The organism is Shewanella gaetbuli (genome assembly GCF_023284065.1).
GTDB lineage: Bacteria > Pseudomonadota > Gammaproteobacteria > Enterobacterales > Shewanellaceae > Shewanella > Shewanella gaetbuli.
The window spans coordinates 421274-447544 of record NZ_JAKIKP010000001.1 but is presented as its reverse complement, the minus strand read 5'-3'; the positions used below and the strand labels follow the sequence as shown (position 1 = coordinate 447544).

At 39.7% G+C, this 26271-nt stretch carries 23 protein-coding genes; 9 read left to right on the top strand and 14 right to left on the bottom strand.

From position 1 onward, the window contains the following. Positions 1 to 37 precede the first annotated feature (37 nt). From fkpB to murJ, 5 genes are all read right to left on the bottom strand, one after another. Entirely contained in the window at positions 38 to 478 is a 441-nt protein-coding gene (gene fkpB / locus L2672_RS01955) for an FKBP-type peptidyl-prolyl cis-trans isomerase (RefSeq protein ID WP_338055580.1), read from the bottom strand. After that, positions 475 to 993, bottom strand: a complete 519-nt coding sequence (gene lspA / locus L2672_RS01950) for a signal peptidase II (RefSeq protein ID WP_248994142.1) — start codon at positions 991 to 993, stop codon at positions 475 to 477. Before lspA ends, fkpB begins: the two co-directional genes overlap by 4 nt. Positions 994 to 1005: 12 nt before the next feature. After that, positions 1006 to 3828 (bottom strand): isoleucine--tRNA ligase, encoded by a 2823-nt coding sequence (gene ileS / locus L2672_RS01945; RefSeq protein ID WP_248994141.1) that lies wholly within the window; start codon positions 3826 to 3828, stop codon positions 1006 to 1008. 29 nt (positions 3829 to 3857) lie between these two features. Beyond that, on the bottom strand, positions 3858 to 4796 hold the full coding sequence (gene ribF, locus L2672_RS01940) for a bifunctional riboflavin kinase/FAD synthetase (protein WP_248994140.1): 939 nt from the start codon (positions 4794 to 4796) through the stop codon (positions 3858 to 3860). Between the two features lie 111 nt (positions 4797 to 4907). Continuing rightward, positions 4908 to 6476 (bottom strand): murein biosynthesis integral membrane protein MurJ, encoded by a 1569-nt coding sequence (murJ, locus tag L2672_RS01935; protein ID WP_248994139.1) that lies wholly within the window; start codon positions 6474 to 6476, stop codon positions 4908 to 4910. Between the two features lie 258 nt (positions 6477 to 6734). On the opposite strand from murJ, the gene rpsT reads away from it, so the two are divergent. Then, the gene (gene rpsT, locus L2672_RS01930; RefSeq protein WP_248994138.1) at positions 6735 to 7001 is read left to right on the top strand and encodes a 30S ribosomal protein S20; all 267 of its coding nucleotides are present in this window, start codon (positions 6735 to 6737) and stop codon (positions 6999 to 7001) included. 160 nt (positions 7002 to 7161) lie between these two features. On the opposite strand, the gene L2672_RS01925 is transcribed toward rpsT, so the two are convergent. Then, positions 7162 to 7458: an ArsR/SmtB family transcription factor gene (locus tag L2672_RS01925; protein WP_248994301.1), complete on the bottom strand. Its 297-nt coding sequence runs from the start codon at positions 7456 to 7458 to the stop codon at positions 7162 to 7164. Positions 7459 to 7592: 134 nt separating this feature from the next. Between L2672_RS01925 and L2672_RS01920 the strand changes: the two genes are divergently transcribed. After that, on the top strand, positions 7593 to 9029 hold the full coding sequence (locus L2672_RS01920; RefSeq protein ID WP_248994137.1) for a M20/M25/M40 family metallo-hydrolase: 1437 nt from the start codon (positions 7593 to 7595) through the stop codon (positions 9027 to 9029). An 85-nt stretch (positions 9030 to 9114) separates the two neighbouring features. Here the strand turns inward: L2672_RS01920 and yaaA are convergent, their stop codons facing one another. After that, on the bottom strand, positions 9115 to 9888 hold the full coding sequence (gene yaaA, locus L2672_RS01915) for a peroxide stress protein YaaA (RefSeq protein WP_248994136.1): 774 nt from the start codon (positions 9886 to 9888) through the stop codon (positions 9115 to 9117). A gap of 125 nt (positions 9889 to 10013) precedes the next feature. Continuing rightward, positions 10014 to 11450, bottom strand: a complete 1437-nt coding sequence (locus L2672_RS01910) for an alanine/glycine:cation symporter family protein (RefSeq protein ID WP_248994300.1) — start codon at positions 11448 to 11450, stop codon at positions 10014 to 10016. A gap of 825 nt (positions 11451 to 12275) precedes the next feature. Here L2672_RS01910 and L2672_RS01905 point away from each other — a divergent pair. The 4 genes from L2672_RS01905 to L2672_RS01890 all read left to right on the top strand — a co-directional run bounded on the left by L2672_RS01905 (position 12276) and on the right by L2672_RS01890 (position 16670). Then, the gene (locus tag L2672_RS01905) at positions 12276 to 13385 is read left to right on the top strand and encodes an OmpA family protein (protein WP_248994135.1); all 1110 of its coding nucleotides are present in this window, start codon (positions 12276 to 12278) and stop codon (positions 13383 to 13385) included. A 302-nt stretch (positions 13386 to 13687) separates the two neighbouring features. Further along, the gene (gene tal, locus L2672_RS01900) at positions 13688 to 14641 is read left to right on the top strand and encodes a transaldolase (protein WP_248994134.1); all 954 of its coding nucleotides are present in this window, start codon (positions 13688 to 13690) and stop codon (positions 14639 to 14641) included. A 16-nt stretch (positions 14642 to 14657) separates the two neighbouring features. Continuing rightward, complete coding sequence (gene pgi, locus L2672_RS01895) at positions 14658 to 16292, top strand: glucose-6-phosphate isomerase (RefSeq protein ID WP_248994133.1); 1635 nt, start codon at positions 14658 to 14660, stop codon at positions 16290 to 16292. A 195-nt stretch (positions 16293 to 16487) separates the two neighbouring features. Further along, on the top strand, positions 16488 to 16670 hold the full coding sequence (locus tag L2672_RS01890) for a DUF3545 family protein (protein ID WP_248994132.1): 183 nt from the start codon (positions 16488 to 16490) through the stop codon (positions 16668 to 16670). Positions 16671 to 16784: 114 nt separating this feature from the next. Here the strand turns inward: L2672_RS01890 and L2672_RS01885 are convergent, their stop codons facing one another. The 4 genes from L2672_RS01885 to thrA all read right to left on the bottom strand — a co-directional run bounded on the left by L2672_RS01885 (position 16785) and on the right by thrA (position 22279). After that, positions 16785 to 17336 (bottom strand): hemerythrin domain-containing protein, encoded by a 552-nt coding sequence (locus L2672_RS01885; RefSeq protein WP_248994299.1) that lies wholly within the window; start codon positions 17334 to 17336, stop codon positions 16785 to 16787. Between the two features lie 201 nt (positions 17337 to 17537). Further along, positions 17538 to 18821 carry a threonine synthase gene (gene thrC, locus L2672_RS01880; protein ID WP_248994131.1) on the bottom strand — a complete coding sequence of 428 codons (1284 nt, stop codon included), beginning with the start codon at positions 18819 to 18821 and terminating at the stop codon, positions 17538 to 17540. A gap of 39 nt (positions 18822 to 18860) precedes the next feature. Further along, positions 18861 to 19811 carry a homoserine kinase gene (gene thrB, locus L2672_RS01875; protein WP_248994130.1) on the bottom strand — a complete coding sequence of 317 codons (951 nt, stop codon included), beginning with the start codon at positions 19809 to 19811 and terminating at the stop codon, positions 18861 to 18863. Beyond that, positions 19811 to 22279, bottom strand: a complete 2469-nt coding sequence (thrA, locus tag L2672_RS01870) for a bifunctional aspartate kinase/homoserine dehydrogenase I (RefSeq protein ID WP_248994129.1) — start codon at positions 22277 to 22279, stop codon at positions 19811 to 19813. Before thrA ends, thrB begins: the two co-directional genes overlap by 1 nt. Positions 22280 to 22991: 712 nt before the next feature. Here thrA and slyD point away from each other — a divergent pair. Continuing rightward, entirely contained in the window at positions 22992 to 23549 is a 558-nt protein-coding gene (gene slyD / locus L2672_RS01865) for a peptidylprolyl isomerase (protein ID WP_248994128.1), read from the top strand. Positions 23550 to 23871: 322 nt separating this feature from the next. Next, positions 23872 to 24255, top strand: a complete 384-nt coding sequence (locus L2672_RS01860) for a hypothetical protein (RefSeq protein ID WP_248994127.1) — start codon at positions 23872 to 23874, stop codon at positions 24253 to 24255. 42 nt (positions 24256 to 24297) lie between these two features. Here the strand turns inward: L2672_RS01860 and trpR are convergent, their stop codons facing one another. Further along, positions 24298 to 24573 (bottom strand): trp operon repressor, encoded by a 276-nt coding sequence (trpR, locus tag L2672_RS01855; protein ID WP_248994126.1) that lies wholly within the window; start codon positions 24571 to 24573, stop codon positions 24298 to 24300. Between the two features lie 209 nt (positions 24574 to 24782). Here trpR and L2672_RS01850 point away from each other — a divergent pair, with 209 nt between their 5' ends. Continuing rightward, positions 24783 to 25232: a c-type cytochrome gene (locus L2672_RS01850; RefSeq protein WP_248994125.1), complete on the top strand. Its 450-nt coding sequence runs from the start codon at positions 24783 to 24785 to the stop codon at positions 25230 to 25232. Positions 25233 to 25358: 126 nt separating this feature from the next. Here L2672_RS01850 and L2672_RS01845 read toward each other — a convergent pair whose 3' ends face one another. Next, on the bottom strand, positions 25359 to 26024 hold the full coding sequence (locus tag L2672_RS01845; protein WP_248994124.1) for a cytochrome b/b6 domain-containing protein: 666 nt from the start codon (positions 26022 to 26024) through the stop codon (positions 25359 to 25361). Positions 26025 to 26271 lie beyond the last annotated feature (247 nt).

The window sequence follows — 26271 nt, the reverse complement described above, 5'->3', positions numbered from 1 at the left end:
CTGATGAAGTAGGGTCAACTTTTAACATGACGTAGTTTTACTCCGTTATCACTTGAATCACATCCAATTCGAAAGTGACTTTATGGCCAGCCAAAGGATGATTTAAGTCAACAGTGATAGACTCACCCGCACTTTCACGCACAATGCCCGGAATTTCGCTACCACCGGGACCTGCAAAGCTGACTATGACACCGGGTTCGAGGTTCATGTCTGCAGGGAAACGACTGCGGTCTAAATGATGAATTGCATCTGGGTTAGACTCTCCGAAAGCATCCTTAGCTTCAAGCGTAAACGTGTGTTTATCGCCTTCAGCCAAATTGATTATTTGCGCTTCTAAAGCAGGACTTAAACTTTGATCGCCAATATTGAGTCGAGCAGGTTTACCTGAAGCTTTGGTGCTATCCGCCGTTGAACCATCTTCTAACAGAATGTTCATATGGCATAAAATTGCCCGAGTTGTTGAAGTTAATTCACTCACTTTACTTGCTCCTGCTTATCATCAACCACATCAGGTTTAAACGCTTCCCAAATAATTAATACTGCGCCAATGAAAATGGCTGAATCTGCAATATTAAAAGCGGGGTAATGACTGGTTTTCCAGTAAAAGTCTATAAAATCAACCACAAAACCATGCATTAGACGATCAATTAAATTACCAATTGCACCGCCTATTACTAAGGTATAGGCCAGATTGGTTCGCCAAAGTTGATGCGATTGCTTTCTTAACCAAACGGTTAATAATGTGCTAAAACCGACCGCTATAATGGCAAAGAACCATCTTTGCCAGCCGCCAGCTTCACTTAAAAAGCTAAAGGCAGCGCCATAGTTTCTGACATAAGTAAAATTGAAAATCGGTAAAAGCTGAATTGATTCATACAACTCAAAGTTATTCAGTACCCATTGTTTAGATAGCTGATCCGCTAAAAACACGAACACAGCTACCCAATACCAACGTAAGCCACTGTCTTTCCAGGAAACTGGAACAGTACTCATATTATCTAACCCTTATGCAAATTCGCGTTGTTCGCCATTACCTTCAATATTGGTCACACAACGTTGACACAAGGTTGGGTGAGCGTCGATGGTGCCAACCTCTTCACGATGGTGCCAGCAACGCTCACATTTTTGTGCTTCACTTTTGCTGACAATCAACTTCAGATTAGCTAGCTCAGTGTCGGTTGCGTCTGCAGGAGCATCAGCTAAATTGGCCACTTGTGCTTTTGAAGTTAATAACACAAAACGTAATTCATCATCTAGTTTAGCTAATTGGCTAGACAAGTCAGCATCAGCAAATAAAGTCACTTCAGCTTCTAATGAACCACCAATACGTTTATCACGACGAGCTTGTTCAATCACTTTGTTCACTTCAGTACGAACAGTTAACAGTTGCTGCCAGTACTCATCACTTAAATCAGAATCTAACGTGACAGACTCTAGCCCTTGATACCATTCTTCAGTGAACACATATTTGGCGCGTTCACCTGGTAATAACTGCCAAATCTCGTCCGCTGTAAAGCTTAGAATTGGGGTGATCCAACGTACCATCGCTTCAGCAATATGGAATAGTGCCGATTGACAACTACGACGCGCATTACCATCTTGTTTAGCAGTGTATTGACGGTCTTTAATGATGTCTAAATAGAATGCCCCTAACTCTACCGAGCAGAACTGCATTAATTTTTGAGTCACTAAATGGAAGTTATATTGCTCATAAGCCGCCATAATTTCTTGTTGAATCGCATCTGCACGGCGTAATACCCAACGGTCTAGTGCTACCATATCAGCTGGAGCAACCATATCGGTTTCAGGATTAAAGCCATTTAGATTCGCTAATAAGAAGCGCGCAGTATTACGAATACGACGGTAAGCATCTGCACTACGGTTTAGAATTTCATCAGAAACGGTCATTTCACCGCTGTAGTCAGTGGCCGCAACCCATAAACGTAAAATGTCAGCGCCCAATTTATTGGTCACTTGTAATGGCGCAATAACATTACCAACAGATTTTGACATCTTGCGACCTTTACCATCAACGGTAAAGCCATGGGTCAATACTTGTTTGTAAGGCGCTTTGCCATTCATCGCTGTTGAAATCATTAATGAAGACATAAACCAACCACGGTGTTGGTCACTTCCTTCAAGATATAGATCAACTTCGTGACCTTGAAACTCAGGACGCGAGGCAACCACTGATGAGAAAGTTGAGCCAGAGTCATACCAAACATCCAAAGTATCAGTAACTTTACGATATTGGTCAGCTTCATCACCTAACAACTCTGCTGCATCTAAATCCCACCAAGCTTGAATACCTTGTTGCTCGATGCGATGAGCTACTCTTTCCATCAGAGATACGCTGTCAGGGTGCAACTCTTCTGTCTCACGATGTACAAATAAGGTAATTGGTACGCCCCATGTACGTTGACGAGAAATACACCAGTCAGGACGGTTCTCAACCATTTTTTCAATACGGCTTTGGCCCCAGTCAGGTAACCACTGTGTTTTTTCAATTTCAGATAATGCTTGGCTTCTTAGGCCTTTGTTATCCATTGAAATAAACCACTGAGGCGTAGCACGGAAAATAATCGGTGTTTTGTGACGCCAGCAATGTGGATAGCTGTGGCGATAAGCCACATGCGATAACAATGCGCCCTTCTCTTCTAATAGCGCAACCACATTCTTGTTGGCTTTAAAGACGTGTTGGCCAGCAAAAAATTCTGTATCCGCTTTATAAACACCGTTGTCACCCACAGGGTTAGCAACTTCTAAACCATATTTTTGACCAACAACAAAGTCGTCTTGACCATGTCCAGGTGCAGTATGAACGACACCAGTACCTGCATCGGTTGTAACGTGATCGCCTAAAATAGCAGGCACATCAAAACTCAAGAATGGATGTTTAAAGCGCGTTAATTCAAGCTCAGCCCCTTTCACTTCGGCTAATACTTTATGAGACTCAAAGCCAAAACGCTCAACACATGATTCAACTAAAACTTGACCTAACACAACTGCGGCCGTTACCCCCTCTTTAGTGTACTCAACTAAGCTGTAATCTAAATCTGGGCTTAATGATAAAGCGCGGTTTGCGGGTAATGTCCATGGTGTGGTTGTCCAAATGACCATTGAAACAGCATGGGCGTAGTCATTAATACCAAACTTAGCCGCTATTGCCTTGCTATCAGTCGCTTCAAATGCCACATCAATTGCTGGAGAGGTTTTATCTTCGTACTCAACTTCAGCTTCAGCTAAGGCTGAGCCACAATCTGTACACCAATGCACTGGCTTAACGCCTTTGTGTAAGTGACCACTGTCGATGACTTTTGCTAAAGAGCGGACAATATTTGCTTCAGTGCTGAAATCCATGGTCAAGTATGGGTTATGCCAATCGCCTAAGACACCTAAACGAATAAAGTCATTACGCTGACCGTCAACCTGCAATGCCGCATACTTGCGACATTCTTCACGAAACTCAGCCGCAGAGATCTTTTGTCCTGGCTTACCGACTTTTTGTTCAACTTTAAGCTCGATAGGTAAACCATGACAATCCCAACCTGGAATATAGGGTGCGTCAAAACCTGACATGGTTTTTGACTTGATAATAATGTCTTTTAGAATTTTATTAACTGAGTGACCAATATGAATATTACCATTTGCATACGGAGGACCATCATGCAAAATGAATGGTTTACGACCGGTTCTATTTTCACGAATGTGCTGATATAACCCATCTTGTGTCCAGCGATTTAACATTTCTGGCTCACGATTAGCTAAATTACCACGCATCGGAAACTCAGTTTCCGGCAAATTCAAAGTCAGTTTATAGTCGCTCATTGATTCCATACCATTATTTAAGCTGTTTATCAGCTTGCATCAAAGCTGAATAAAGCCTTAGCTTCATTCGCATCATTCAAAATTTGTTTCTTCAGTGCATCAAGTGATTCGAAAGGTTGTTCATCACGAATTTTAGCCACTAATTCAACGTCTACTCGCTTGCCATATAAGTCACCATCAAAATCAAATAAGTGCACTTCTAACTGACAAACTTGGCCTTGCACTGTCGGTCTAAATCCCACATTTGCAACACCTTGATATTCTTCTTCACTGTCGTAGGTAAATAAACGAACAGCAAAAACACCTCGTACAGGAACTACTTTACGCTTTAAAGCGATATTTGCTGTGGGAAACCCAATTGTTCGTCCAATTTTTTGTCCATGCGCTACTTTGCCGCTTAACATGAAGGGATGCCCAAGCATGCGTCTTGCTTGTTCAAGATTACCTAACTGGAGTTGCTCACGAATTAATGTGGAGCTTACTCGTTGTGACCCCACAAGAAAACTCTGAGTACTCACCACGGTAAAACCGTATTGCTTACCAGCAGCAACTAATGAGTTAAAGTTACCTTCTCTGCCTTTGCCAAAACAAAAATCATCACCAACCACTAAATACTTCACGCCCAATTTATTGACTAACAAATCTTCAATAAAAGCTTGAGCAGGCTGACTAGCAAAGGAAGGAGTAAAGTTGACACACAATAATTGGTCAATTTCTAACTCATCTAATAAAGCAATTTTATCTCTTAACAAACTTAATCTAGCTGGCGCATTTTCACCTTTAAACATTTCTTGGGGCTGAGGCTCAAATGTCATCACCATAGCAGGCAATTGAAAATGGTGAGCTTTATTCACTAAATTACGGATAACCTCAGCATGCCCACGATGCACGCCATCAAAGTTACCAATAGTCAGCACGCACCCATTATGAGAAGGTAATATATTGTGTATACCGCGGATTAATTCCATTACGCCAATGCTTGCCTGTGAAAGTTTGCTAATTATAAATCGGCAGATTATATACCCAAACCGACACTCACTTAAACCCAAAAGGGCTATAAAGCGAGGATAAATATCCCATTAGGATAGAGTTGGAGCCTTTTTAATTTTCCAAGGTCTTATACCAAGAATAACCAGAGTCACCAAATAGCACCCTGCGCCAGCTGAAATCAGCATAGCCAAAACACTCACCCGATGGGAGAAAGACCAACTAAGCCATTGTGTTTGTTCAGGTAATGCATATAAAATCAATGCGGTCATTGCTAATGTAGCCACGATTACTTTTAAGGTAAAAATTATAGTGCTGCGACTAATACGATAAACCCCAGCTTTATGTAGCCCCTGATATAACAAACATGCATTGAGTAATGCCGACATAGAAGTTGCAATCGCAAGCCCGACATATCCAAAAGGAATAGCAAAAATTAAATTGAACGCCATATTACTGATCATGGCGATAATACCAAACTTAACCGGTGTTTTAGTATCTTGTCGTGAGTAATAGCCCGGTGCTAATACTTTAATCAACATAAAGCTCAGCAAGCCACTGCCATAAGCAATTAAGCTATATGATGCCATCTCCACATCTGTGATACTAAATGCACCGCGCATAAACAACACCATTAACATGGGCTGAGCCAGTAAAATAAGCCCTAACATTGCCGGCATACCTAGTAATAAAATGGCTTTAACCCCCCAATCCATAGTTTGACTAAACCCTTCACCTTGCGCATTAACATGGTTTTTAGACAGCGCCGGTAATATTACCGTGGCAATGGCAATACCAAATAACCCTAACGGAAACTCCAGTAATCTATCTGAATAATATAACCAGCTAATAGAGCCCGTCATCAGAAAACTAGCTATAAAAGTATCAAATAATAAGTTTATCTGTGAAACAGATACTCCAAACAACGCTGGAATCATAAGAGTACGAATTTTAACAACCCCAGAATGGTTCCATCCCCAGGACGGTTTGACTAGCGCTCGCTCCTTTAATAAAAAAGGGATTTGAAACAAAAATTGAATTAAACCACCAAAGAACACCCCCCAAGCCAAGCCGATTTCAGGCTTTTCAAGCGTTGGTGATAGCCAGATGGCAAAGCTAATAATTGCAATATTAAGAAAAACGGGGGTAAACGCCGACACCGCGAAGCGTCCTCGGGTATTTAAAATTGCCCCAGCTAAAGCGGTAAAGGTAATAAACCATAAATAAGGGAAAGTAATTTTAAGCATTAATGAAGCGAGTTCGAATTTTTCAGCATTAGGGCCATCATTGAGCCAATCTAAGAACCAACCACCACCAAATAATGCCGCTAATATAGGTGAACCAATTACGCCAAATAATGTGACCACGGTTACCAACAGACCTAAAGTTCCCGCGACTTTGCTAATGAGCTCGCGCGTTTCTTCTGGGGTATTCTTTTCTTGGTATTCGGTTAACACCGGAACGAAAGCTTGCGCAAAAGCCCCTTCTGCAAATAAGCGACGTAAAAAATTAGGGATTTTATTGGCAAAGAAAAATACATCTGCACTGGTTCCTGCTCCCATTAAGTTTGCAATAACCACGTCTCTAACTAGCCCCAACACGCGTGAAATCAATGTCATAGCGCTGACGATAACACCCGATTTAATTAACTTTTTACTCAATTGACCCCCTAATGCTTATTTGCCTCCCAAATAATAATGGGATTTGTCGCAAAAATTCTAACCAAACTCTGTCACAAGGACGCAAGAGCTGTTAGAATTGCGCCACATATTACACGAGTGGGTTGAAGATTAAGCACGCTAGATTGATTTTTTTATCTTTATGATGATATTTCAATCATTGTCGTTGACAAAGCGACAAAAAGCAGGCATATTCCTCGGCCTTTAAAAGTATCAAATCCAGTTTTTAGGAGTTGCACCTTGGCTAATAGCAAGTCTGCAAAGAAGCGCGCGCTTCAATCTGAAAAGCGTCGTCAGCATAACGCAAGCCGTCGCTCAATGTTACGTACATACGTTAAAAAAGTTATCGCTGCTATCAAGAGCGGTGACCACAAAGCGGCTACAGAAGCATTCGCAGTTGCACAACCAATCGTTGACCGTATGGCGACTAAAGGCCTTATTCATAAGAATAAAGCTGCACGTCAAAAGGCACGTTTAAACGCTAAAATCAAAGCTCTAGCAGCTTAATTTTAGAACACAATTCAAAAAACCGGCTTAGGCCGGTTTTTTTATATCTAAAATTTGCCTAATAACTAATTTAAATACAAAAAAAGCTCTAATAGCGTTAGCACTATTAGAGCCTGTGATGTTCACTTATAACGATTAATTGTTTTATTTTAGTCGGTATTTAGTGACAGTACATGTTATTTAACACTTGAATTAAGGCTTTAACTTCATCACTTTTCAGTGAGTAATAAACAGTCTGTGCTTCTTTTCGTGTACACACTAAATTATCTTTTCTTAGCCATGCAAGGTGCTGGGACAAAGCCGATTGGCTTAACCCTAATTTTTTATTCATATCACCTACACACATCTCACCATCATTTAAAAGGTGACATAAAATAAATAATCTACGCTCATTAGCTAACGCTTTTAGAAGTACAACAGCGTGATCAGCCTGTTGTTGCATTTTTTCTATATTCATCACCCGAGTTACTCTCCTCATCTAACCTCAGACTAATATAGCGTTACCTTAAAAATAGAGTCGGGACATGAAGCACACTTTTTGGTACATTGTTGGAAAAAGTGAGACTTAGTTATAATTTTTAAAGGAAACTCATGAAAAACTATAAAAGCGCCAGCCTAATTGCGTTATTTACTCTCGTTTTATTTGGATGCCAACAGACAACTAAAATTAACAATGATCCAATAAAAGCCACAATTAATAACTCTGAAGATGCAAAAATAAGTCAGCAATTGGCACAACAAGCCCTGCAATCTAATTTAGCTTATGACTTAGTTGAATCATTAACGGTAGAAGTCGGCCCAAGGCTTGCTGGAACAGACAAAGACTTACAGGCTGTAGATTGGGCCATACATAACCTTAAGTCTTTAGGGTTTGATAAGGTGTATAAAGAATCAGTCCAAGTTCCTGCATGGTCTCGAGGAAAAGCCGTAGCCAGCATTGTCTCCCCTTTTGAACAACCTCTTGTAATTACTGCTTTAGGCGGCAGTGTTTCTACCCCAGAAAAAGGCATTCAAGCCCCGATTATCCGTTTCGACACTTTAAGTGACTTAATTGCAGCTTCTAATAAAGATGTTGAAGGTAAAATTGTATTTATCGACCATCAAACTGAAAAGCACAAAGATGGACGGGGCTATGGTATTACCGTCGGTGCTCGTTCAAAAGGAGCAGTAGAAGCCGCTAAAAAAGGGGCTATGGCTATTGTTATCCGTTCAATTGGTACAGACCATGATCGTATGGCTCATACTGGCATGATGCGTTATCAAGAAGATGTGCCTAAAATTCCTGCTGCCGCGATGTCTATTCCTGACGCAGAACTGATCAATGGTATGTTGAAACGTGACCCAAACATTATCATGTCGCTTAATATGAGTTCAAAAAACTTAGGAGTGGCTACATCTTATAATGTCATTGCAGAAGTGACTGGTCACTCTAAGCCTGAAGAAATAGTGTTAATTGGTGCACATTTAGACTCGTGGGATGAAGGGACAGGCGCAATTGATGATGGCGCAGGCGTCGCCATTGTTACGGCTGCAGCGAAGCTCATTCAAGATTTACCAAAAAAACCAGCCAGAACTATTCGTGTAGTCCTTTACGCCGCTGAAGAAGTGGGGTTAGTGGGTGGAAAAGCTTATGCAGCTGAACACAGTGAAGAATTAAGTAAACACTACATTGCCGCAGAATCAGATTTTGGTGCAGGCCCTGTTTACCAAATTGATTTCAATGTAGCACCAACAAGCTTTAGTCAAATTCAGCATCAAGTTTCTGCTATCACACAAATCGGTGTAGCCTTAGGGACTAACACGGCTTCAGGCGGGCCAGATGTATCTATGCTACCTAAACTAGGCGTGCCAGTAGCATCTTTGAAACAAGATGGCACAGATTACTTTGACTACCATCACACACCAAATGATACATTAGATAAAATTGATCCTAAGGCCTTAGCACAAAATGTTGCCGCCTATGTTCATTTTGCTTATATGATGGCGCAGTCTGAAGTAGAACTAAGACCGCTTCAACCTAAAAACTAGGTTAATTACTTAACAATAAAAAGTGCCCTACACCTGTTTAAAGTTTAGGGCACTTTTTGTATTCAACTCATAAAAAAGTGATTCTTTATTGTTCTTCACGCAAAAATACTGGAGAGTCTATAGTTGATTGCTCTGGGCTGTAATAGTAGCCTTCTAAATCAAATGCGGTTAAATCATCTAATGAAGTCGGCTTCTTATCAATAATATATCTTGCCATTAAGCCTCGAGCTTTTTTGGCATAAAAGCTAATCACTTTATACTGACCTTTTTTACAGTCTTTAAAGACTGGCGTAATAAGCTGCCCGTTTAACTGCTTGGTTTTAACTGACTTAAAATATTCGTTAGACGCTAAGTTGATAATGATATCATCACCTTGTTCTGCTAGCGCTTTATTGACTTCTTCAGTAATAATATCGCCCCAAAACGCATAAAGGTTATTGCCTTTAGGGTTTGCCAATTTAGTGCCCATTTCAAGCCTATAAGGCTGCATTAAATCTAATGGTTTTAATAACCCATATAGTCCAGATAAAATTCTTAAATGATGTTGTGCTGACTGTAACTGTGCTTCAGTAAGAGAGTCTGCATCAAAGCCTGTATACACATCCCCTCTGAAAGCAAAAACGGCTTGTTTGGCATTCTCTGGGGTGAAATCGGCATGCCATTGCTCAAATCTTGCGGCATTTAAACCGGCTATCTTGTCGCTCACTTTCATCAAGCTAGCAATATCCATAGGAGAGAGTTGACGACAGACATCAATAAGCGACTGACTATACTCTAATAAAGAAGGTAAAGTATAAGAGTCAGTAATAGCAGGGTTCTCATAATCTAATGTTTTGGCAGGTGAAACTAAAACCAGCATAGGTCACTCCTCAATTTATTTCCCTACATGATACGTGACTAAAATAAAAAAACCATGCCGATTAAGCATGGTTTTTTCGATAAGGCTAATGGATATAACCCATACTACAGATTACATTTTCTGTACTAGTTTTTATTGGCGGTTGAAGAGTCTGGCCAAACGGTTCCTTCTAATTGATCCGCTAGTTCTGGGAATTTATTGGTATCGAAAACAGGTTCTTGTCCTGCCTTTATTTGCTCACGATAGTCATTAATAACACGTATCGCAAGTCCCGATAATAAAACGAGTGCAACAATATTCACTACCGCCATTAAGCCCATTGATACGTCTGCTAAATCCCAAACTAAACCAATTTTAGCTATCGCACCAAACATCACCATACCTAGCACAGCAATACGGAAAACAGGCAGTGCTTTTTTACTATTTCCAGAAAGGAACATTACATTGGTTTCAGCGTAAGAGTAGTTAGCAATAATCGACGTAAAGCAGAACAGTAAGATTGCTAAAGCAATAAATGCTCCGCCCCACTCACCAACATGAGTAGTCAACGCATTAATCGTTTTAGCAATACCATCACCACTTGAACCAGCATCACCCGATAATAAAATGATTGCTGCAGTTGCTGTACAGATAACGATGGTATCAACAAATACTCCCATCATTTGCACAAAACCTTGAGAAGCAGGGTGATTTGGATTAGGTGATGCTGAGGCAGCTACGTTAGCAGCACTACCCATACCAGCTTCGTTTGAAAATAATCCACGCGCAATACCTGCTTGCATCGCCTGAGCAACACTATAAGCAACACCACCTGCTGCAGCCTCTTGCCAACCAAATGCGCTATTAATAACAAGCATAAAGACATCAGGTAGCTTTTCGATATTCATTGCCACCACTACAATTGCAATGGCGATATAAGCCAATGCCATAAATGGCACAATAAGCTCAGAAACCTTAGCAACCTTTCTCAATCCTCCCATGATCACAAAAGCACTACAGATCACAATAATGATACCAACGACGACTTCGTCAATACCGAAAACTTGAGTCATTGCACCTGTAATGGTATTTGCTTGTACAGCATTGAATACTAAGCCAAAAGCAATAATCAAAAAGATTGAGAACAGCACGCCCATCCAGCGTTGTCCTAACCCTTTTTCCATATAATAAGCTGGACCACCACGATATTGGCCATCACTGTCTTTTACTTTGTAAACCTGCGCTAATGTCGACTCGACCATTGCCGTTGCCATACCCAGCATAGCAATCGCCCACATCCAGAACACCGCACCAGGTCCTGCAGCACCAATAGCAACAGCGACACCGGCCATATTACCAGCACCAACTCGAGCAGCCATACTGGTGCAGAATACTTGAAATGAAGATAAACCGTGCTTACCTGGTTTACGGCTAATCGATAATACTTTTATACCGTGAACAAAGTGGGTTAACTGTATGAACCCTAAGCGAAGAGTAAAATATAAGCCTGCGCCGACCAGCCCATAAACTAACAATTTGCCCCAGAGCAAACCGTTTAAAAAATTCACAATTGTTTCTAACATTGCCATAATGCTTGTCTTTCCCTTTAGAATAACTTTATTTTTTAGTTACTTAAGAACCAAAAAATGAAGTTATTAAATTATTTTGATTTTATTAGGTAGTAGTTCTAATGTGGAAACATCATTGATGCGGGGTCATTATACCGATTCATTCAACTAACTCTAATTTAGTTTAATCGGCAAACATGCCAAATTAGCCGCATAAACAATTTTGCTCCTACATTTATACCTTCTCAAACTAGCATGCGGCTCAAAACCAGACTTATGATCTTGATCACAAAAAGACATTCCCCCCCAGCAATATAAACATGACAAAAACAATTAAACATAACAAAAAACAACATGATTAATCTTTTACCAACATCACGCCCTTTATAAAATCTACCTTAGACAAGAAATGATAAAACCATATACAGTCGATTAACCCGTTAACAAAACGTAGTGTTTTAAATAATTCACAAATAAACGCTAACTTACTTCGCACTTTCAGCACTAATCACTAAATTAACTATACTTAGTTTGGGTTAATAAGGTTTTAATCTCAGCATAAAGCGGGAATTAAACAAAGTTACCCCAATCAATTTGGTCATTAATAAAAGTTGATCTGCTAAAAGAATGGTCTAAAAGTGGAGTTTTAGCGACTTATTAACCTTATTAAGACTTATTAATAACTTTAGCTATAGCAAATAACAACATTAGCTACCATAATTACACCGCTGGCTAAAAACATAATGGACTCACCACTTAAGCGCCAGCAACACTGACTCTCAATCTAAAATCTAAGAGTGACAAGTGTTCTGGTGAAGAATTTATAACAATGGATTTATTATGATGAAGAACACAGTAAAAGCACTATTTCTCACTTCAATGTTACCGTTTGCAGCATCTGCAGCTCAGGAATTGACCCCTTGGTATGTTGGTGGTGGTGTAGGTATTAATAACTACGAACCTAATTGCGATCAAAAAACCATGAAAATCTGTGGTGAAGATGATCCGTATGCTTGGGATCTTAACGGTGGTTACCTTTTCAATGATTACTTCGGTATTGAACTAGGTTACCGTGATTTAGGCCAAGCAACATGGGTTGATTATAGCAATAAGCTCAATGACGTTGGCGCACGAGGATTTACCCTTGGTTTAGTCGGCTTTTACCCATTTGCAGACAACTGGTCATTATCTGCAGAAGCGGGGGCGATGAATTATCTGCTTCGTAATAAAAAGCAATGGAACACTGAATACTATAGTGACAAAGGAATTGCCCCATTTGTGGGTGCAGGTATTGGGTATAATTTTACCGAAAATATGAAATTAGCGGTTAAATACCGTCGCTACGAAAACCTAGATGATGACAAATGGAATACACTTGCATTAGAAAGTAACTATTGGGGCTTAGAGCTCAGCTACCGCTTTGGTAGAACAGTAGCTGCTGCACCAGTCGCAGCGGCAGCTGTTGCTGCTGTAGACGCTGACTCTGATAATGACGGTGTAGTTGATAGATTAGATAAGTGCCCAGATACTTTAAGCAGTCATAAAGTTGATAGCAACGGTTGTACTGAATATAAAACTGTCACAACTAAGCATGACTTAGGCGGTATTTTGTTTAATAACAATTCTTCCGTTATTAAACAAGAGTCATACGCAGAAATTGAAAAGTTAGCTGACTACTTAAAAGCACATCCTGAACACACAGTGGCGATTGAAGGACATGCTTCGAATGTAGGCGCAGCCGATTACAATATGGCATTGTCTGAGCGTCGAGCTAACGCAGTCGCTGAAGTGTTAGAAACTAAATATGGAATTAGTGGGAACCGTATTGAAGCCGTGGGTTATGGTGTAACCAAGCCCATTGTTGAAGGTAACTCTGCTGAAGCTAACAAACAAAATCGCCGTATTGAAGCAATTGTTAGCAGTACAGAGAAAGCTCCTGTACTAAAATAATCTTTAAAGATTAATTTTGTACTTATATTAGAAAAGTCGCTGCCTCAGCGACTTTTCTATTTACCAAACAATTATAAAACAAGTTTTATCAATAACTTAAATGTATAAACAACTTAAATTCTGGACTAAAGCATTTATGATTAAAAGTTATTAACCGGAATTATGCAACAATAAAACACAAAAAATTTGCCAAAATGAGCAATTTTTTGTAATTTTTTTACAAAATAAGTTGGAATCAAACCCAAGATAGCTTCTAATAAAGGGACTGATATATTCATTTGCATATCGAGAGGAATCGTTACATGGCCAACGCACTCACTCAACTAAAATCATTGACCACCATTGTTGCTGATACCGGTGACATTGAAGCAATCAAACGCTACCAACCTGAAGATGCAACAACAAACCCATCTTTAATCTTAAAAGCATCGCAAATTCCAGAATATTCTTCATTAATTGACAATGCTATTTCATGGGCAAAGCAACAAAGTAACGATCAAGCTCAGCAAATTGAAGATGCCAGTGATAAATTAGCCGTCAATATTGGTGTAGAGATCTTGAAAATTGTTCCAGGACGTATTTCTACTGAAGTTGATGCACGTTTATCTTTTGATAAACAAGGCTCAATCGATAAAGCGCATAAATTAATTAAATTATACAGTGATGCAGGAATTGATAAGTCACGTATTTTGATAAAACTGGCTTCAACTTGGGAAGGCATCTGCGCGGCTAAACAACTTGAAAGCGAAGGCATAAACTGTAACCTCACACTGCTATTTAGCTTTGCTCAAGCTAGAGCTTGTGCGGAAGCAGGGGTATATCTTATCTCACCTTTTGTGGGTCGTATTTTAGACTGGTACAAAAAGAGTACTGGTGAAGAGTACACAGCACAAACGGATCCTGGGGTCGTGTCTGTCACCGAAATTTACAACTACTATAAACAGCATAACTATAACACTATTGTTATGGGTGCAAGTTTCCGTAATACCGGTGAAATCGTTGAATTAGCAGGTTGTGACCGTCTGACTATTGGCCCTGCGTTACTTGAAGAGCTTGCTAACTCTGAAGAAACTATCACCCAAAAACTGGCCCCATCAACCACTACACAAACCCCACCAGCCGCCTTAACAGAAGCTCAATTCCGTTGGGAGTTCAATGAAGATCCTATGGCTGTAGATAAACTTGCCGAAGGTATCCGCAACTTTGCGATTGACCAAGGTAAACTAGAAATCATGTTAAAAGAGAAATTAAGCTAAACAAGGACGTAGATCAATGCCCCACTTAACTGAGTCAGTAACTTGGCAAGCGTTAAAAACCAATGTTGCTTCTTTGCCTCATATGAGAGAAATGTTTGCTAGTGATGCAAACCGCTTCGAGAATATGCATTTAAAAAGCTGCGGATTAATGCTTGATTACTCTAAAAATAGAGTCAATAGTGAAACCTTGTCTTTATTATTTAAGCTTGCAGAAGAAGCGGATTTAACCAACAAAATTTCAGCAATGTTTAATGGTGAAATCATTAATAATACTGAACAACGTGCAGTATTACATAGTGCACTTCGCAGCCAAGCCCATCAAAATATCCAAGCAGAAGGACAGAATATTGTTCCTGAAGTCCAACAAACATTAGCTAAAATGGCTGGCTTTGTTGAACAAGTTCAAAGTGGCCAATGGACAGGTTATACCGGTAAAGCAATCACCGACATCGTCAGTATTGGCATTGGCGGTTCATTTCTTGGGCCTAAAATTGTTACTCAAGCATTACGCCCATATTGGAACAAATTAAACTGTCATTTTGTTGCCAATGTTGATGCGACATCTATTTGTGAAAAATTAGCGGGTTTGAACGCAGAAACCACCTTATTTGTTATGTCTTCTAAGTCATTTGGAACACAAGAAACACTCACAAACACTTTAAGCGCCAAAGAGTGGTTTTTAAACCAAGGTGCGACCCAACAAGATGTCGCTAAACATTTTGTGGCTGTAACATCTAATGTAAACAAAGCTACCGACTTTGGCATGGATGCGAATAATATCTTCCCTATGTGGGACTGGGTGGGTGGCCGTTATTCATTATGGTCAGCAATCGGGCTTCCTATTGCTTTAATCATTGGCATGGACAATTTTAAACAATTATTGTCGGGTGCTTTTGATATGGATGAGCATTTCCAACAAGCTCCATTAGAACAAAATATGCCAGTGATCATGGGCATGTTGTCAGTACTGTATAGTAACTTTCATAACGCTCAATCCCATGTCATTTTAACCTACGATCATTATTTACGAGGTTTACCAGCCTATTTCCAACAGTTAGATATGGAAAGTAACGGTAAGTCAGTCACGCTAGAGGGGAGTCGTGTCGATTACAGTACTGGCCCTGTGATTTGGGGTGGCGAAGGCACTAACGGTCAACACGCTTATCACCAATTATTGCATCAAGGTACCGCGCTCATTCCTGCTGACTTTATTATGCCTTTACAAAGTCATAATCCCCTAGGTGAACACCATAACCAATTAGCCTCTAATTGTTTTGGTCAAACCCAAGCACTAATGCAAGGGCGTACTTTTGACGAAGCAATGGCTGAAATGAACAATAGTGCATTATCAGATGACCAAAAACAGTTAATTGCTAAACATAAAGTCATGGAAGGCAATAAGCCTAGTAATACCTTATTAATGGATAAATTAACCCCAAAAACCTTAGGCTCACTTATTGCTTTATATGAGCATAGAACCTTTGTTCAGGGTATTATTTGGCAAATTAACTCATTTGATCAATGGGGCGTCGAGCTCGGTAAAGTACTGGGTAATGATGTTTTAGAACGAATCGGTGCTGACAACGATGCTGATGAATTAGATAGTTCAAGTAATGCACTAATTAACATCTTCCGAAACGGTAAGATTTAATCACTAAAAAGCCAGTCATTACTGGCTTTTTTTACCTCAAAATATCGGTATAAAAGGACATCATTCTCCCCTCCTTGTTCCGCCTCAACCAAAGCTTCACCAAACTTTAACATTACCGAAACATAAGTATTGCACCATACAATGAATGTATGTTATTTATTTAGTTGAGACATCATAATAACAAGGGAGGTTACCATGGATCGTTTAGACTATGGTGGTGCGTTAGACGAAGTTGTTGAAAGACCAAGCCGTGCAAAAAGTTCAAACAAAAAACGTAAATGGCGCGAGATAGAAGCAATAAAGGATAGACAGCGTTTAATTAAAGAGCTTCAAGATATTGATGATTCGTTTGATTTTGATGCGAATTTAGCACTCTAATTAAATAACCCATCTGCAGACTTACTCAAGTAAAAAAAGAGCACATTAAGTGCTCTTTTTAATTGATATAAAATCTTATCTTCTAACGTTTATGTCGATTCATAAAACCGTCAGTTAAACCTTTATGCTCTTATCTTCTCTGGCAATGTAGTTTTTTAAATCCTCAAAAATGACATTATCATTTTCACTAAATAGCGGATCATCAACTAATTTTTCTTGGCACTGACGCTCAATTATTTGCCAGTCATCACTATCTAAACTATTAGCAAAATGCGGGAAAACTTCTTTCTCTTCAAACTGCATATGTGCAACCTGCAATGAAATATAGCTCGCTAAATCATTTACTAATTTTTCTTTTGAAATCACAATATCAGACAGAATCATATTTAAGCTATACATCAACGAGCCCGATACTTGAGCCAATTTATCATGTTCATGATGTAACTGCTCGCTATCAGGCACACCCACTTTGTTAGCGTAATAATGATAAGTTATATCTTCCAGTGGGTGATGGCTATGTTCTGCATAACTTTGCATATACTCGACAATATCTCTGATTACACTAAAGTTTACCGCTTCACCCTCGACAAGCCGTGCATTTTTGTTGGTGAGTATATCAAGCAACATGGCTATGTGTTGATGATCACGCATTAATCGTTTAAGCATCATTTTCTCCGTCATGTAAACCTCACTCCAATTAATAATAGCCAATGCTCAGCGTTTTAATCTACCTGAATGGCATAAAATAGTTATGACAAAGATCATAGAACAGACAATTCATTATCTAGTTTTTAGAAAAAACAAAGCACTCAGAAGAGTGCTTTATATGATAACTATGTTTTAAATCAGAAGTTTGATTAAACTACATTAGCGTAAAGTAGCAAACAAATGGGCTTTCAATTCACCAAAATTAGCGGACAAATCAACTGACAAACAAGGTTTATTAACCACAGCTTGCAACTCTTTAGGTAAAGGCAAATCGACAGATAGCTCCTTATCAACCACATCCTTAAACTTCGCGGGGTGAGCCGTGCCCAAAAAGATGCCATACTCGTCTTTAGTTAACAGCTGACGTAGTCCTTGGGCTGCAATTGCCGCATGAGGCTCTGATTGATATCCTAATTGGTATAAGTTCATTAACGCTTCAGAAGTTTGCAACTCATTTAAGGCTAAGCCACTAATATCTGATAATGGCCAGCCCATTTTTTCACATATTGCTTCTACTCTAGGCCAGTTGCTCGGCTCTGAAACATCCATCGCATTCGACATTGTTGCAATTGTCTCATTAGGAGACCATTGGCCATTATCTAAATAGCGAGGCACGGTATCGTTTGAATTGGTCGCGGCAATAAAGCGTGTAATAGGTAACCCCATTGCCTTGGCGAATAAGCCCGCCGTTAAGTTGCCAAAATTACCGCTTGGAACTGAGACAACATAGTTTTCATGGCCAGCTTTCTTTGCTTGAGCAATAGCTTCAAAGTAATAACAAATTTGAGCCAATAAGCGGCTAATGTTAATCGAGTTAGCCGAGTTTAATGCTAATCCGTCTCGCACTTCAGGATCATCAAACGCTTGCTTAACCAAATGTTGACAAGCATCAAAATCAGATTTTACTGCCACGGTATGAATATTTTTACCGAGTGTGGTAAACATTTTTGCCTGTAGTTCGCTGATTTTGCCCTTCGGGTACATCACCACAACATCCACTTTATCCAAACCATAAAAAGCATCAGCGACAGCCGCGCCTGTATCACCAGAGGTTGCGGTTAAAATGGTTAAGCCTTTATCACCCGCTAAAAGATTAACGCACTGCGCCATAAAGCGAGCACCAAAGTCTTTAAACGCTAATGTAGGACCATGAAATAACTCTAAACAGCTACGATGATAATCAACCTCTTGTAGCGGCACATCAAAGGTAAAAGCTTTGTCGACTAAAGCATCAACCTTGTCTTGACCAAGTTCATCTGCTAACCAAGCACCTAATACTTTTTTACTTCGCTCAGCAAAAGGTAATTCAAGTAGCTCATCAATATTATTAAGTACAGGAATGGACTTAGGGAAAAATAACCCTCTGTCTTTACCCAGCCCTAACTGTACAGCCTGACTAAAATTAACTTCCTGAGAAGGGTGTTTCAGATTATATAATTCCATTTGGTACTACCTATTTAAATTTAAAATTCTATACACGGCTTAGACTCGTCGAGTGCCTTGTTCATCTAACTGACACACATGGGCAAAGCCCCCTTGCTCAGTAAGGTAATGTTGTTCTAGCCATTCTTTGGCTTGCTGTGCTTTTTCTAAAGAGTCTGTGACACTAAATAATGTTGGCCCGCTGCCTGAAATACCCGTTGTAAGCATGCCTAATTGTGTTAGCGCTTCACGTGCGTCTAAATATCCAGGAATAGCCGCTGCACGATAAGGTTCGGCCATCACGTCTTTAAGCACTTCAATGGCCATTTTACTGTCTTGTTGGTAGCTAGCATGCACAAAAGCACTTAAATAACGGCCAAAATCAATCGCAACGCCTTTGTCATACTGTTCAGGCAATAATGCACGCATTTTCGCTGTCGAAAGTGAAATACCGGGATAAGCCACTACCCAATACCACTCTTTGAAACTAGGGATTGCGGCACATACTTTGTCCTGAGTATTCAGCATAAGCTGCATACCACCAAGGTAACATGGTGCGACATTGTCATAATGTACGCTGCCTGATATTTTCCCTTCAAACTCGCCCATGAGTAACAATAAAGCTTGTTCATCAAATGGCTTGTCAAAGTGTTCGTTTAACGCATAGAGCGCAGCAACTACAGAGCTTGCACTTGAACCTAATCCACTACCAACCGGTAAGTTTTTTTGTAAAACGAGTTTAACGCCAGTATTAGTTTGCAACTTATCTAAAAAAAACTCCGCACACTGATAAACAATATTTTCAGTTAATTCAGTGGGCAACTTATGCGCCCAAGGGCCCACCTGTTCGAATTCAACACCCGTTGCTATTGCGCTAATACTGACTTTGTCACCTAACAGAGAACCGTCTATAGGGGCTAAAGCCGCACCTAATAAATCAAACCCAACGCCTACATTTCCCATCGATGCGGGGGCATACACACTAATGGCGTTTTGACTATGTTTACTCATTACAGCCCTACCTCACGAGTCCAATTTAGCGTTCTTAATACATCCGCGAACACCCCAGCGGCCGTCACGTCAGTACCTGCGCCATAGCCTCTTAACACAAAGGGAATAGGCTGATAATAACGACTATAAAATGCTAAGGCATTTTCTCCGCCTTTGACACTATAAAGAGGGTCATTTGCGTCGACTTCAATGATGCGTACATGGCATTTACCTTGATCAATTTGCCCTACATAACGCAAGACTTTACCTTCAGCTTTTGCTTTCTCAACGCGTTGTGAAACTTGCTCGTCTAAGCTCGGTAGATTGTTCATAAACGTTTCTACATCGCCGCTGTCGTCAAAACTATCCGGCAACACAGACTCAATATTGATGTCTGTTAGCTCCAAGTCTAAGCCCACCTCTCTTGCTAATATAAGCACCTTACGTGCCACATCCATACCACTTAAATCATCACGCGGGTCAGGCTCGGTAAAGCACTTATCTCTGGCGATAGAGGTTGCTTGTGACAGACTCATCCCCTCATCTAACATACCAAAGATATAAGACAGAGAGCCTGATAATATGCCATTAAATTTATGTAACTTATCGCCAGCACACAGCAGTTTCTTTAAGTTATCAATGACTGGTAAACCCGCTCCAACGGTCGTTTCATATAAGAATTGACGACGCTGTTCAAGGCTCACTTTACGGAGCTCACGATAAAACTCAATATCTCGTGTATTAGCCTTTTTGTTAGGAGTCACCACATGAAAGCCAGCATTCATTACGTCTAAATAACTATCAGAAACGGCTTCACTTGACGTGCAATCAACTAAAACAGGATTGAGTAATTGCTCTTCTTGTCCCCATTTTAATAGGCTAGGTAAATCATACTGTTGACCATTATCAACCAACGCCCCTTGCCAATGAGTTAAATCGATTCCATTGCTATTAAGTAACATCTGACGAGAGTTGGCGATACCACACACTCGAATGCTGATATGTTGCTCTTTGAGCATTTCATTCTGCTGTTTGATTTGTTCAAGTAGGCCAGCGCCGACATTACCCGCACCGACTAAAAACAAATCGACATATTGTTGAACATCAAAAAAGGCCTGATGACATGCAGAAATCGCATGCTTGGTTTTTTCTTGCCTTACCACCGTTGAAATTGAGCGCTCTGAAGAGCCTTGAGCAATAGCAACAATATTAACGCTTGCCTTTGCTAGCGCACTAAAAAATTTAGCCGCCACACCTTTGTGAGTTTTCATTCCGTCGCCAATAAGCGAGACAATGGCTAATCCTTCACGTAGCTCTATGGGCTCTAATAGTTCTGATTTAATTTCTAATTCAAATTCTTGTTCAAGCGCCCACTTGGCTTTTGGAGCATCATCAGTCGAAACACAAAAACTGATACTGTATTCTGATGAGCTTTGGGTGATCAATGAAACTGAAATACCAGCCCTTGAAATAGCGGCTAATGTGCGACTCGCCATTCCCACCATTCCCTTCATACCCGGACCTGATATATTAAACATGGTTTGGTTATCGAGATTAGAAATCGCTTTAACTTGTAAACCTGTTTTATCTTCTTCATTAGACACTAAAGTGCCTGGGGCTTGAGGATTAAAACTATTTTTGATGTAACAAGGAATATGGTACTGAGCAATAGGAGCAATGGTTTTGGGGTGAAGTACTTTGGCACCAAAATACGATAACTCCATTGCCTCTTGGTAACTTAATTGTGACAGTAATTTGGCATCGGTAACGACTCGAGGATCTGTATTATAAACGCCATCTACATCGGTCCATATTTCACAACTGGATGCATTAATACAAGCAGCTAATACCGCCGCTGAATAGTCCGATCCATTCCTACCGAGGGTAACCACTTTGCCATGAGCATCTGATGCCGTAAAACCAGGCATAACCCAAACTTTAAAGTCATTCAGTGGTAAAACATTAAAGCGCAACTTACTGACGTTGATATCTACAACCGACTCTAACGGCTTGCCGTGAGCAAGAAATAACGACACGGGATCTAATTGGGCTGCCTTAATATTTTTCGCCAACATCACCTGCTCCATCAAAGCAGCAGATAACTTCTCACCTGAAACAACAATGGTCGCCTTTACCGAATCAGGGCATTCCCCCAATAAACAAATACCTTCTAGCTTGTACTTCCATTGCGTCATTTGGTCAGCAAGTTTTTGCTGAAGCAATGACTGTTGCTCATCAGACAATAATGTTTTACCCGCTTGAGAATACAAATCATTAAAAACGTTTTCAATATGAGTTATGACTTGCTGGTAAGGTTGACCCGTTACCGCTAAATCGACCATTTCTAATAACGCGTTAGTAATTGTAGCTGGAGCAGATAGCACTGTGGCAACAGGTTCAACTTTTGAAGACTCAGCAATAATATCTGCCGCCATCATAAACCTTGACCAATTAGCCAACGACGTACCACCAAATTTCATCACTTTCATACCGTCTTCTCCCTGCCAATAGTCATGACATCAATGCAAAATTTAAAATAAAAAAGCCCGCTTCGTTTGTGGGAAGCGGGCTTTTTATTGAATTATTTTAAGGGTGTATCAGCCCGCCCCCACTATGGTAATAGTGGTGGTAGTAATTGTTGTAATTTCAACACGATTAAAACCAGGCATAATAATCTCTTAATATTCAGTAAGTAGGCAACACACAATTGCTCTGCTTTATCTGTCTTTATTTAATGTTTACAGAATTGCTTTTTTAGCCCTATTTTGTCAACCCCAGTTGCCATTTTATTTACATATTAATTAACATTTAAGTTGATTTATTTAAGATCTTATATTTCATAAAGTGAAACCAGCTCATTAACAAGGCTGTTAAAATGCAATTACAGGTACAAAACCTTAATTAACTCCTTAAAATACAAACACCTAACTAAAAATAATAAAATTCGGTACCTAAAGATTACTTATCTGAGATAAAAAAGCTTAGCTAGCATTCAAGAATCACTATTCAAACTGACATCGTTGAAGTTTAGGCCTATTGCTAACTTCAGAATAGTATTACCCACCAACATTGGCTGAATTTCCCCCAACCAAGAGATGACCTTACCGATAACATAAGTGAATTTAGCAAAACCTGATGTAAATCATCGCAGCAAGCTCTAATTAACGGTATTATTCGCCAATATTCCCAATTGGAGTCATTATGAAAATCTCAAAACATGCCGCGGTGACTATTCATTACCGTCTTAGCGATGCTCAAGGTCAATTACTAGAAAGCTCATTTGATGCTGAACCTATGGTTTATCTACAAGGCACAGAAAACCTTATTCCTGGTTTAGAAGCTGAGTTAGAAGGTAAAGTAGCTGGCGATACATTTGAAGCCACCATTCCAGCAGAGCAAGCATACGGTGACTACCATGATGGCTTAAAGCAAGAAGTGCCAATAGCGGCGTTTGGTGATATTGAAGATATTGTTCCTGGTATGCGTTTTATTGCTGAAACAGAAATGGGGCAACGTCCTGTACAAGTCACTGAAGTAAAAGACGACAGTGTAGTAGTTGATGGTAACCATCCTCTTGCTGGACAAGCGTTAACGTTTAACGTGGAAGTAGTAGATGTGCGTGAAGCAACAGCTGAAGAAATCGCTCATGGACACATTCATGCTCATGGCGGTAGCTGTGGAAGCCACGACCATGATCATCAACCTTGCGACACCCAAAAGCCAGGTTGTGATGGTAATGGTGGATGCGGTTGTCACTAAGCGATACTTGTTGTGAGCAACACCATAACTGATATTCGCACAAAATTGTAAGACTAAAGTTTGAATACGATAAAGCCACTGACGAAAATAAGCCAGTGGCTTTATTTTTAGACTACAATCTAAGATTAAGTGCATTATATGTTACATATGAACTGGATAATATTGATGCCACTTAGGACTTTGCTGAATAGCAATCTGCCAATAATTTAGCTATTTAAACAATTAATTAGATTTATAAGAGCTTCATAGTTAATGGCAACTATTCGCGTATCATCAATCAAATAAAAACAATAATAATTAACGCTTCGCGATGGAGTGCTAAATGTTAATTAAACCTATATATGAATTACTGCCATTCACTTACATTGCAATAGGAAGTGCAAGCCTCTTAGTGTTACAACAAGAATATGCTATTGCCGCTGCCGTGTTTGTGTATGTATTTGGTGCAAGAATCTATAACTTACGCTCTCAAAACCGTCGCACAGATCAAAAGCGAAAACGTAAAGAAGGGATCTGGCCTGAATGGTTATACGGTTATTTACCGTTTATCTATATTTTATCAGCTGTCTTGCTTTATCGATATGACCCTAAAGAATCAAGCAGCCTATTCGCGATATGCCTACTGACGTTTGGTGCCTATCTAATAATTAGGCGTTCGAGTTATAGAAAACACAAAATTCCGGTATTTAAAGCATATCGCCGTTAATGCTTGTTTTCTCATTGTCTCTAACGAGTCACAACGTTACGCTTATAGAATTAACTTTTGAATTGCTTCACGTTTTTCTGGTGACATATTTTTCAGATAATTTGAACAACGAGTAATAGTGGCAATACTCACTTGATACTCTGATGCGATTTGTCGTTGGCTAAGTTCACCTGCTAGCAAGGTTTGAAACACTTTTAATCTCCCCGCAATCGCACTGCGCTCTTCCTCTGTCATCAACAGTTGGAACAACACTGATAAGTCTTCATCGTTTGCATGGGTTAATACTTTATCAACCACTAAACTCCAATTTGCTCTCATTAGGCTCTCTCTTTAGAAATTCATATAGATGATAGCAATTTATCACAGTAAAACAATCATCAGCTTACGGCCTAACTCGTCAATATCAATCAATGTAAAGATGACTCACATTCGGAAACAAACAAAACGTGATCCATACCTAAAATTGTGTAAAATAATGTTCAGTCAACAACCTAAACTATTTTCAACCTATAACAATAGAGAATAACATGAAAAAAGTCCTATTAGCTTTTACCGCTACCGCGTTATTAATCCCAAGTGTTTACGCCAACAACTTTAAAAATACTGACCATGCCATTAAATATCGCCAATCAGCATTCACGCTTATTGCTTACAATTTTGGTGATATGGGTGCAATGTTAAAAGGCGATAAAGAATTTAATGCAGCTACATTTAAAGCAAGAGCTGAAAACGTAGCTGCCTTAGCAAAATTACCTCACGAAGGTTTTATTGCCGGTTCAGATAAAGGTAATACTGAAGCATTAGCAAAAGTTTGGTCAGACAAAGCTGACTTTGATGCCAAAATGCTAGAGTTTAAAGACAATGCCGCTAAATTGGCTGTTGCTGCACAAGGAGATGATCAACGTGCAATGAAAGCTGCATTTGGTGCAACAGGCAAAAGCTGTAAAGGTTGCCACGACGTATACAAAAAAGACTAATTTATCGTCTTAATTGGTCAGCAAGGTAATATACAATCCGTTATGGGAATATTACCTTGCTTTATCTATCTTACTTTATCAATCCACATGACAGCTTTTCACTTGCTACCATTACCTTTCATGGCGCTATAAATACGCAACAACGTTGCCTAATTCAACAAACCACACCACAGAAAATATGCCAGCAAATATGACTAAAGCGATCCAAATAGAGCGCTGCTTGGGCTGAGCCACTTGAGCGTTAACTTTCTTATATCCGGTTATCATCGCTGCAATTAAATTATCCCCTTTAATGAGATAAATAATAATCGCCAAAACATGTATTGCTGCAAAAGCTAAAATCACATTAAAGGCTTGTTTGTGAATCCAAGTCAATGTGCTGGCTAAATCTGAAGAGATATATCGATTAAGCGGGCCTTCTGTAAAAATATCATCTGTAGCAAATAATCCAGTTGAGAATTGCACCATCAGCAGTAGCATCAATAAGACAACCATAAAAGCGCCTAAGGGATTATGACCAATACTTTCAGGCTTAGGATTTGATTTTGCATACTGTAATGCTGCTTTAGGAGAGCGTAAAAATTGACTAAACTTGGCCGTTTCACTGCCAACCACACCCCAGACCACTCTAAAAACCAGTAATGAGCATAACAAGTAAGCCATTACCTGATGCAACTCCATTTCACCAGCATCTGCTGTCCACCATAGCAATGCCAGCAAGGAAACCATACCCCAATGAAATATTCTGACAGGTAAATCCCATACTTTAATTCTATTATTATTTGGTTGCATACAACACCTAACGTTAAAAGTTATCAATGTGAATAAAGGCTTATTTGCGCTCATTATAAGGGAAAGTCAGCTAATTCACTGCAATATGAACAGTAAACAAATGTAAAGGTAGCTGGAGAACATAGGTGGGGCATAGTTGAGGAAAATAGCGGGATAATAAATAACCAACCATACTGAAATATGGGTAAGACGATAGCCACTTATCCACTCAAATATGAGCGTTTATTTGCTCAAATACAAGCTATAT

What these genes read in the sequence shown, in the direction of transcription:
- L2672_RS01925 (WP_248994301.1), bottom strand. Translation starts at nt 7,458, where the DNA reads ATGAATATAGAAAAAATGCAACAACAGGCTGATCACGCTGTTGTACTT.
- L2672_RS01885 (WP_248994299.1), bottom strand. Translation starts at nt 17,336, where the DNA reads ATGCTTAAACGATTAATGCGTGATCATCAACACATAGCCATGTTGCTT.
- L2672_RS01890 (WP_248994132.1), top strand. Translation starts at nt 16,488, where the DNA reads ATGGATCGTTTAGACTATGGTGGTGCGTTAGACGAAGTTGTTGAAAGA.
- ileS (WP_248994141.1), bottom strand. Translation starts at nt 3,828, where the DNA reads ATGAGCGACTATAAACTGACTTTGAATTTGCCGGAAACTGAGTTTCCG.
- L2672_RS01920 (WP_248994137.1), top strand. Translation starts at nt 7,593, where the DNA reads ATGAAAAACTATAAAAGCGCCAGCCTAATTGCGTTATTTACTCTCGTT.
- thrA (WP_248994129.1), bottom strand. Translation starts at nt 22,279, where the DNA reads ATGAAAGTGATGAAATTTGGTGGTACGTCGTTGGCTAATTGGTCAAGG.
- thrC (WP_248994131.1), bottom strand. Translation starts at nt 18,821, where the DNA reads ATGGAATTATATAATCTGAAACACCCTTCTCAGGAAGTTAATTTTAGT.
- L2672_RS01910 (WP_248994300.1), bottom strand. Translation starts at nt 11,450, where the DNA reads ATGTTAGAAACAATTGTGAATTTTTTAAACGGTTTGCTCTGGGGCAAA.
- ribF (WP_248994140.1), bottom strand. Translation starts at nt 4,796, where the DNA reads ATGGAATTAATCCGCGGTATACACAATATATTACCTTCTCATAATGGG.
- tal (WP_248994134.1), top strand. Translation starts at nt 13,688, where the DNA reads ATGGCCAACGCACTCACTCAACTAAAATCATTGACCACCATTGTTGCT.
- L2672_RS01860 (WP_248994127.1), top strand. Translation starts at nt 23,872, where the DNA reads ATGTTAATTAAACCTATATATGAATTACTGCCATTCACTTACATTGCA.
- yaaA (WP_248994136.1), bottom strand. Translation starts at nt 9,888, where the DNA reads ATGCTGGTTTTAGTTTCACCTGCCAAAACATTAGATTATGAGAACCCT.
- lspA (WP_248994142.1), bottom strand. Translation starts at nt 993, where the DNA reads ATGAGTACTGTTCCAGTTTCCTGGAAAGACAGTGGCTTACGTTGGTAT.
- trpR (WP_248994126.1), bottom strand. Translation starts at nt 24,573, where the DNA reads ATGAGAGCAAATTGGAGTTTAGTGGTTGATAAAGTATTAACCCATGCA.
- L2672_RS01850 (WP_248994125.1), top strand. Translation starts at nt 24,783, where the DNA reads ATGAAAAAAGTCCTATTAGCTTTTACCGCTACCGCGTTATTAATCCCA.
- thrB (WP_248994130.1), bottom strand. Translation starts at nt 19,811, where the DNA reads ATGAGTAAACATAGTCAAAACGCCATTAGTGTGTATGCCCCCGCATCG.
- slyD (WP_248994128.1), top strand. Translation starts at nt 22,992, where the DNA reads ATGAAAATCTCAAAACATGCCGCGGTGACTATTCATTACCGTCTTAGC.
- L2672_RS01905 (WP_248994135.1), top strand. Translation starts at nt 12,276, where the DNA reads ATGATGAAGAACACAGTAAAAGCACTATTTCTCACTTCAATGTTACCG.
- L2672_RS01845 (WP_248994124.1), bottom strand. Translation starts at nt 26,024, where the DNA reads ATGCAACCAAATAATAATAGAATTAAAGTATGGGATTTACCTGTCAGA.
- pgi (WP_248994133.1), top strand. Translation starts at nt 14,658, where the DNA reads ATGCCCCACTTAACTGAGTCAGTAACTTGGCAAGCGTTAAAAACCAAT.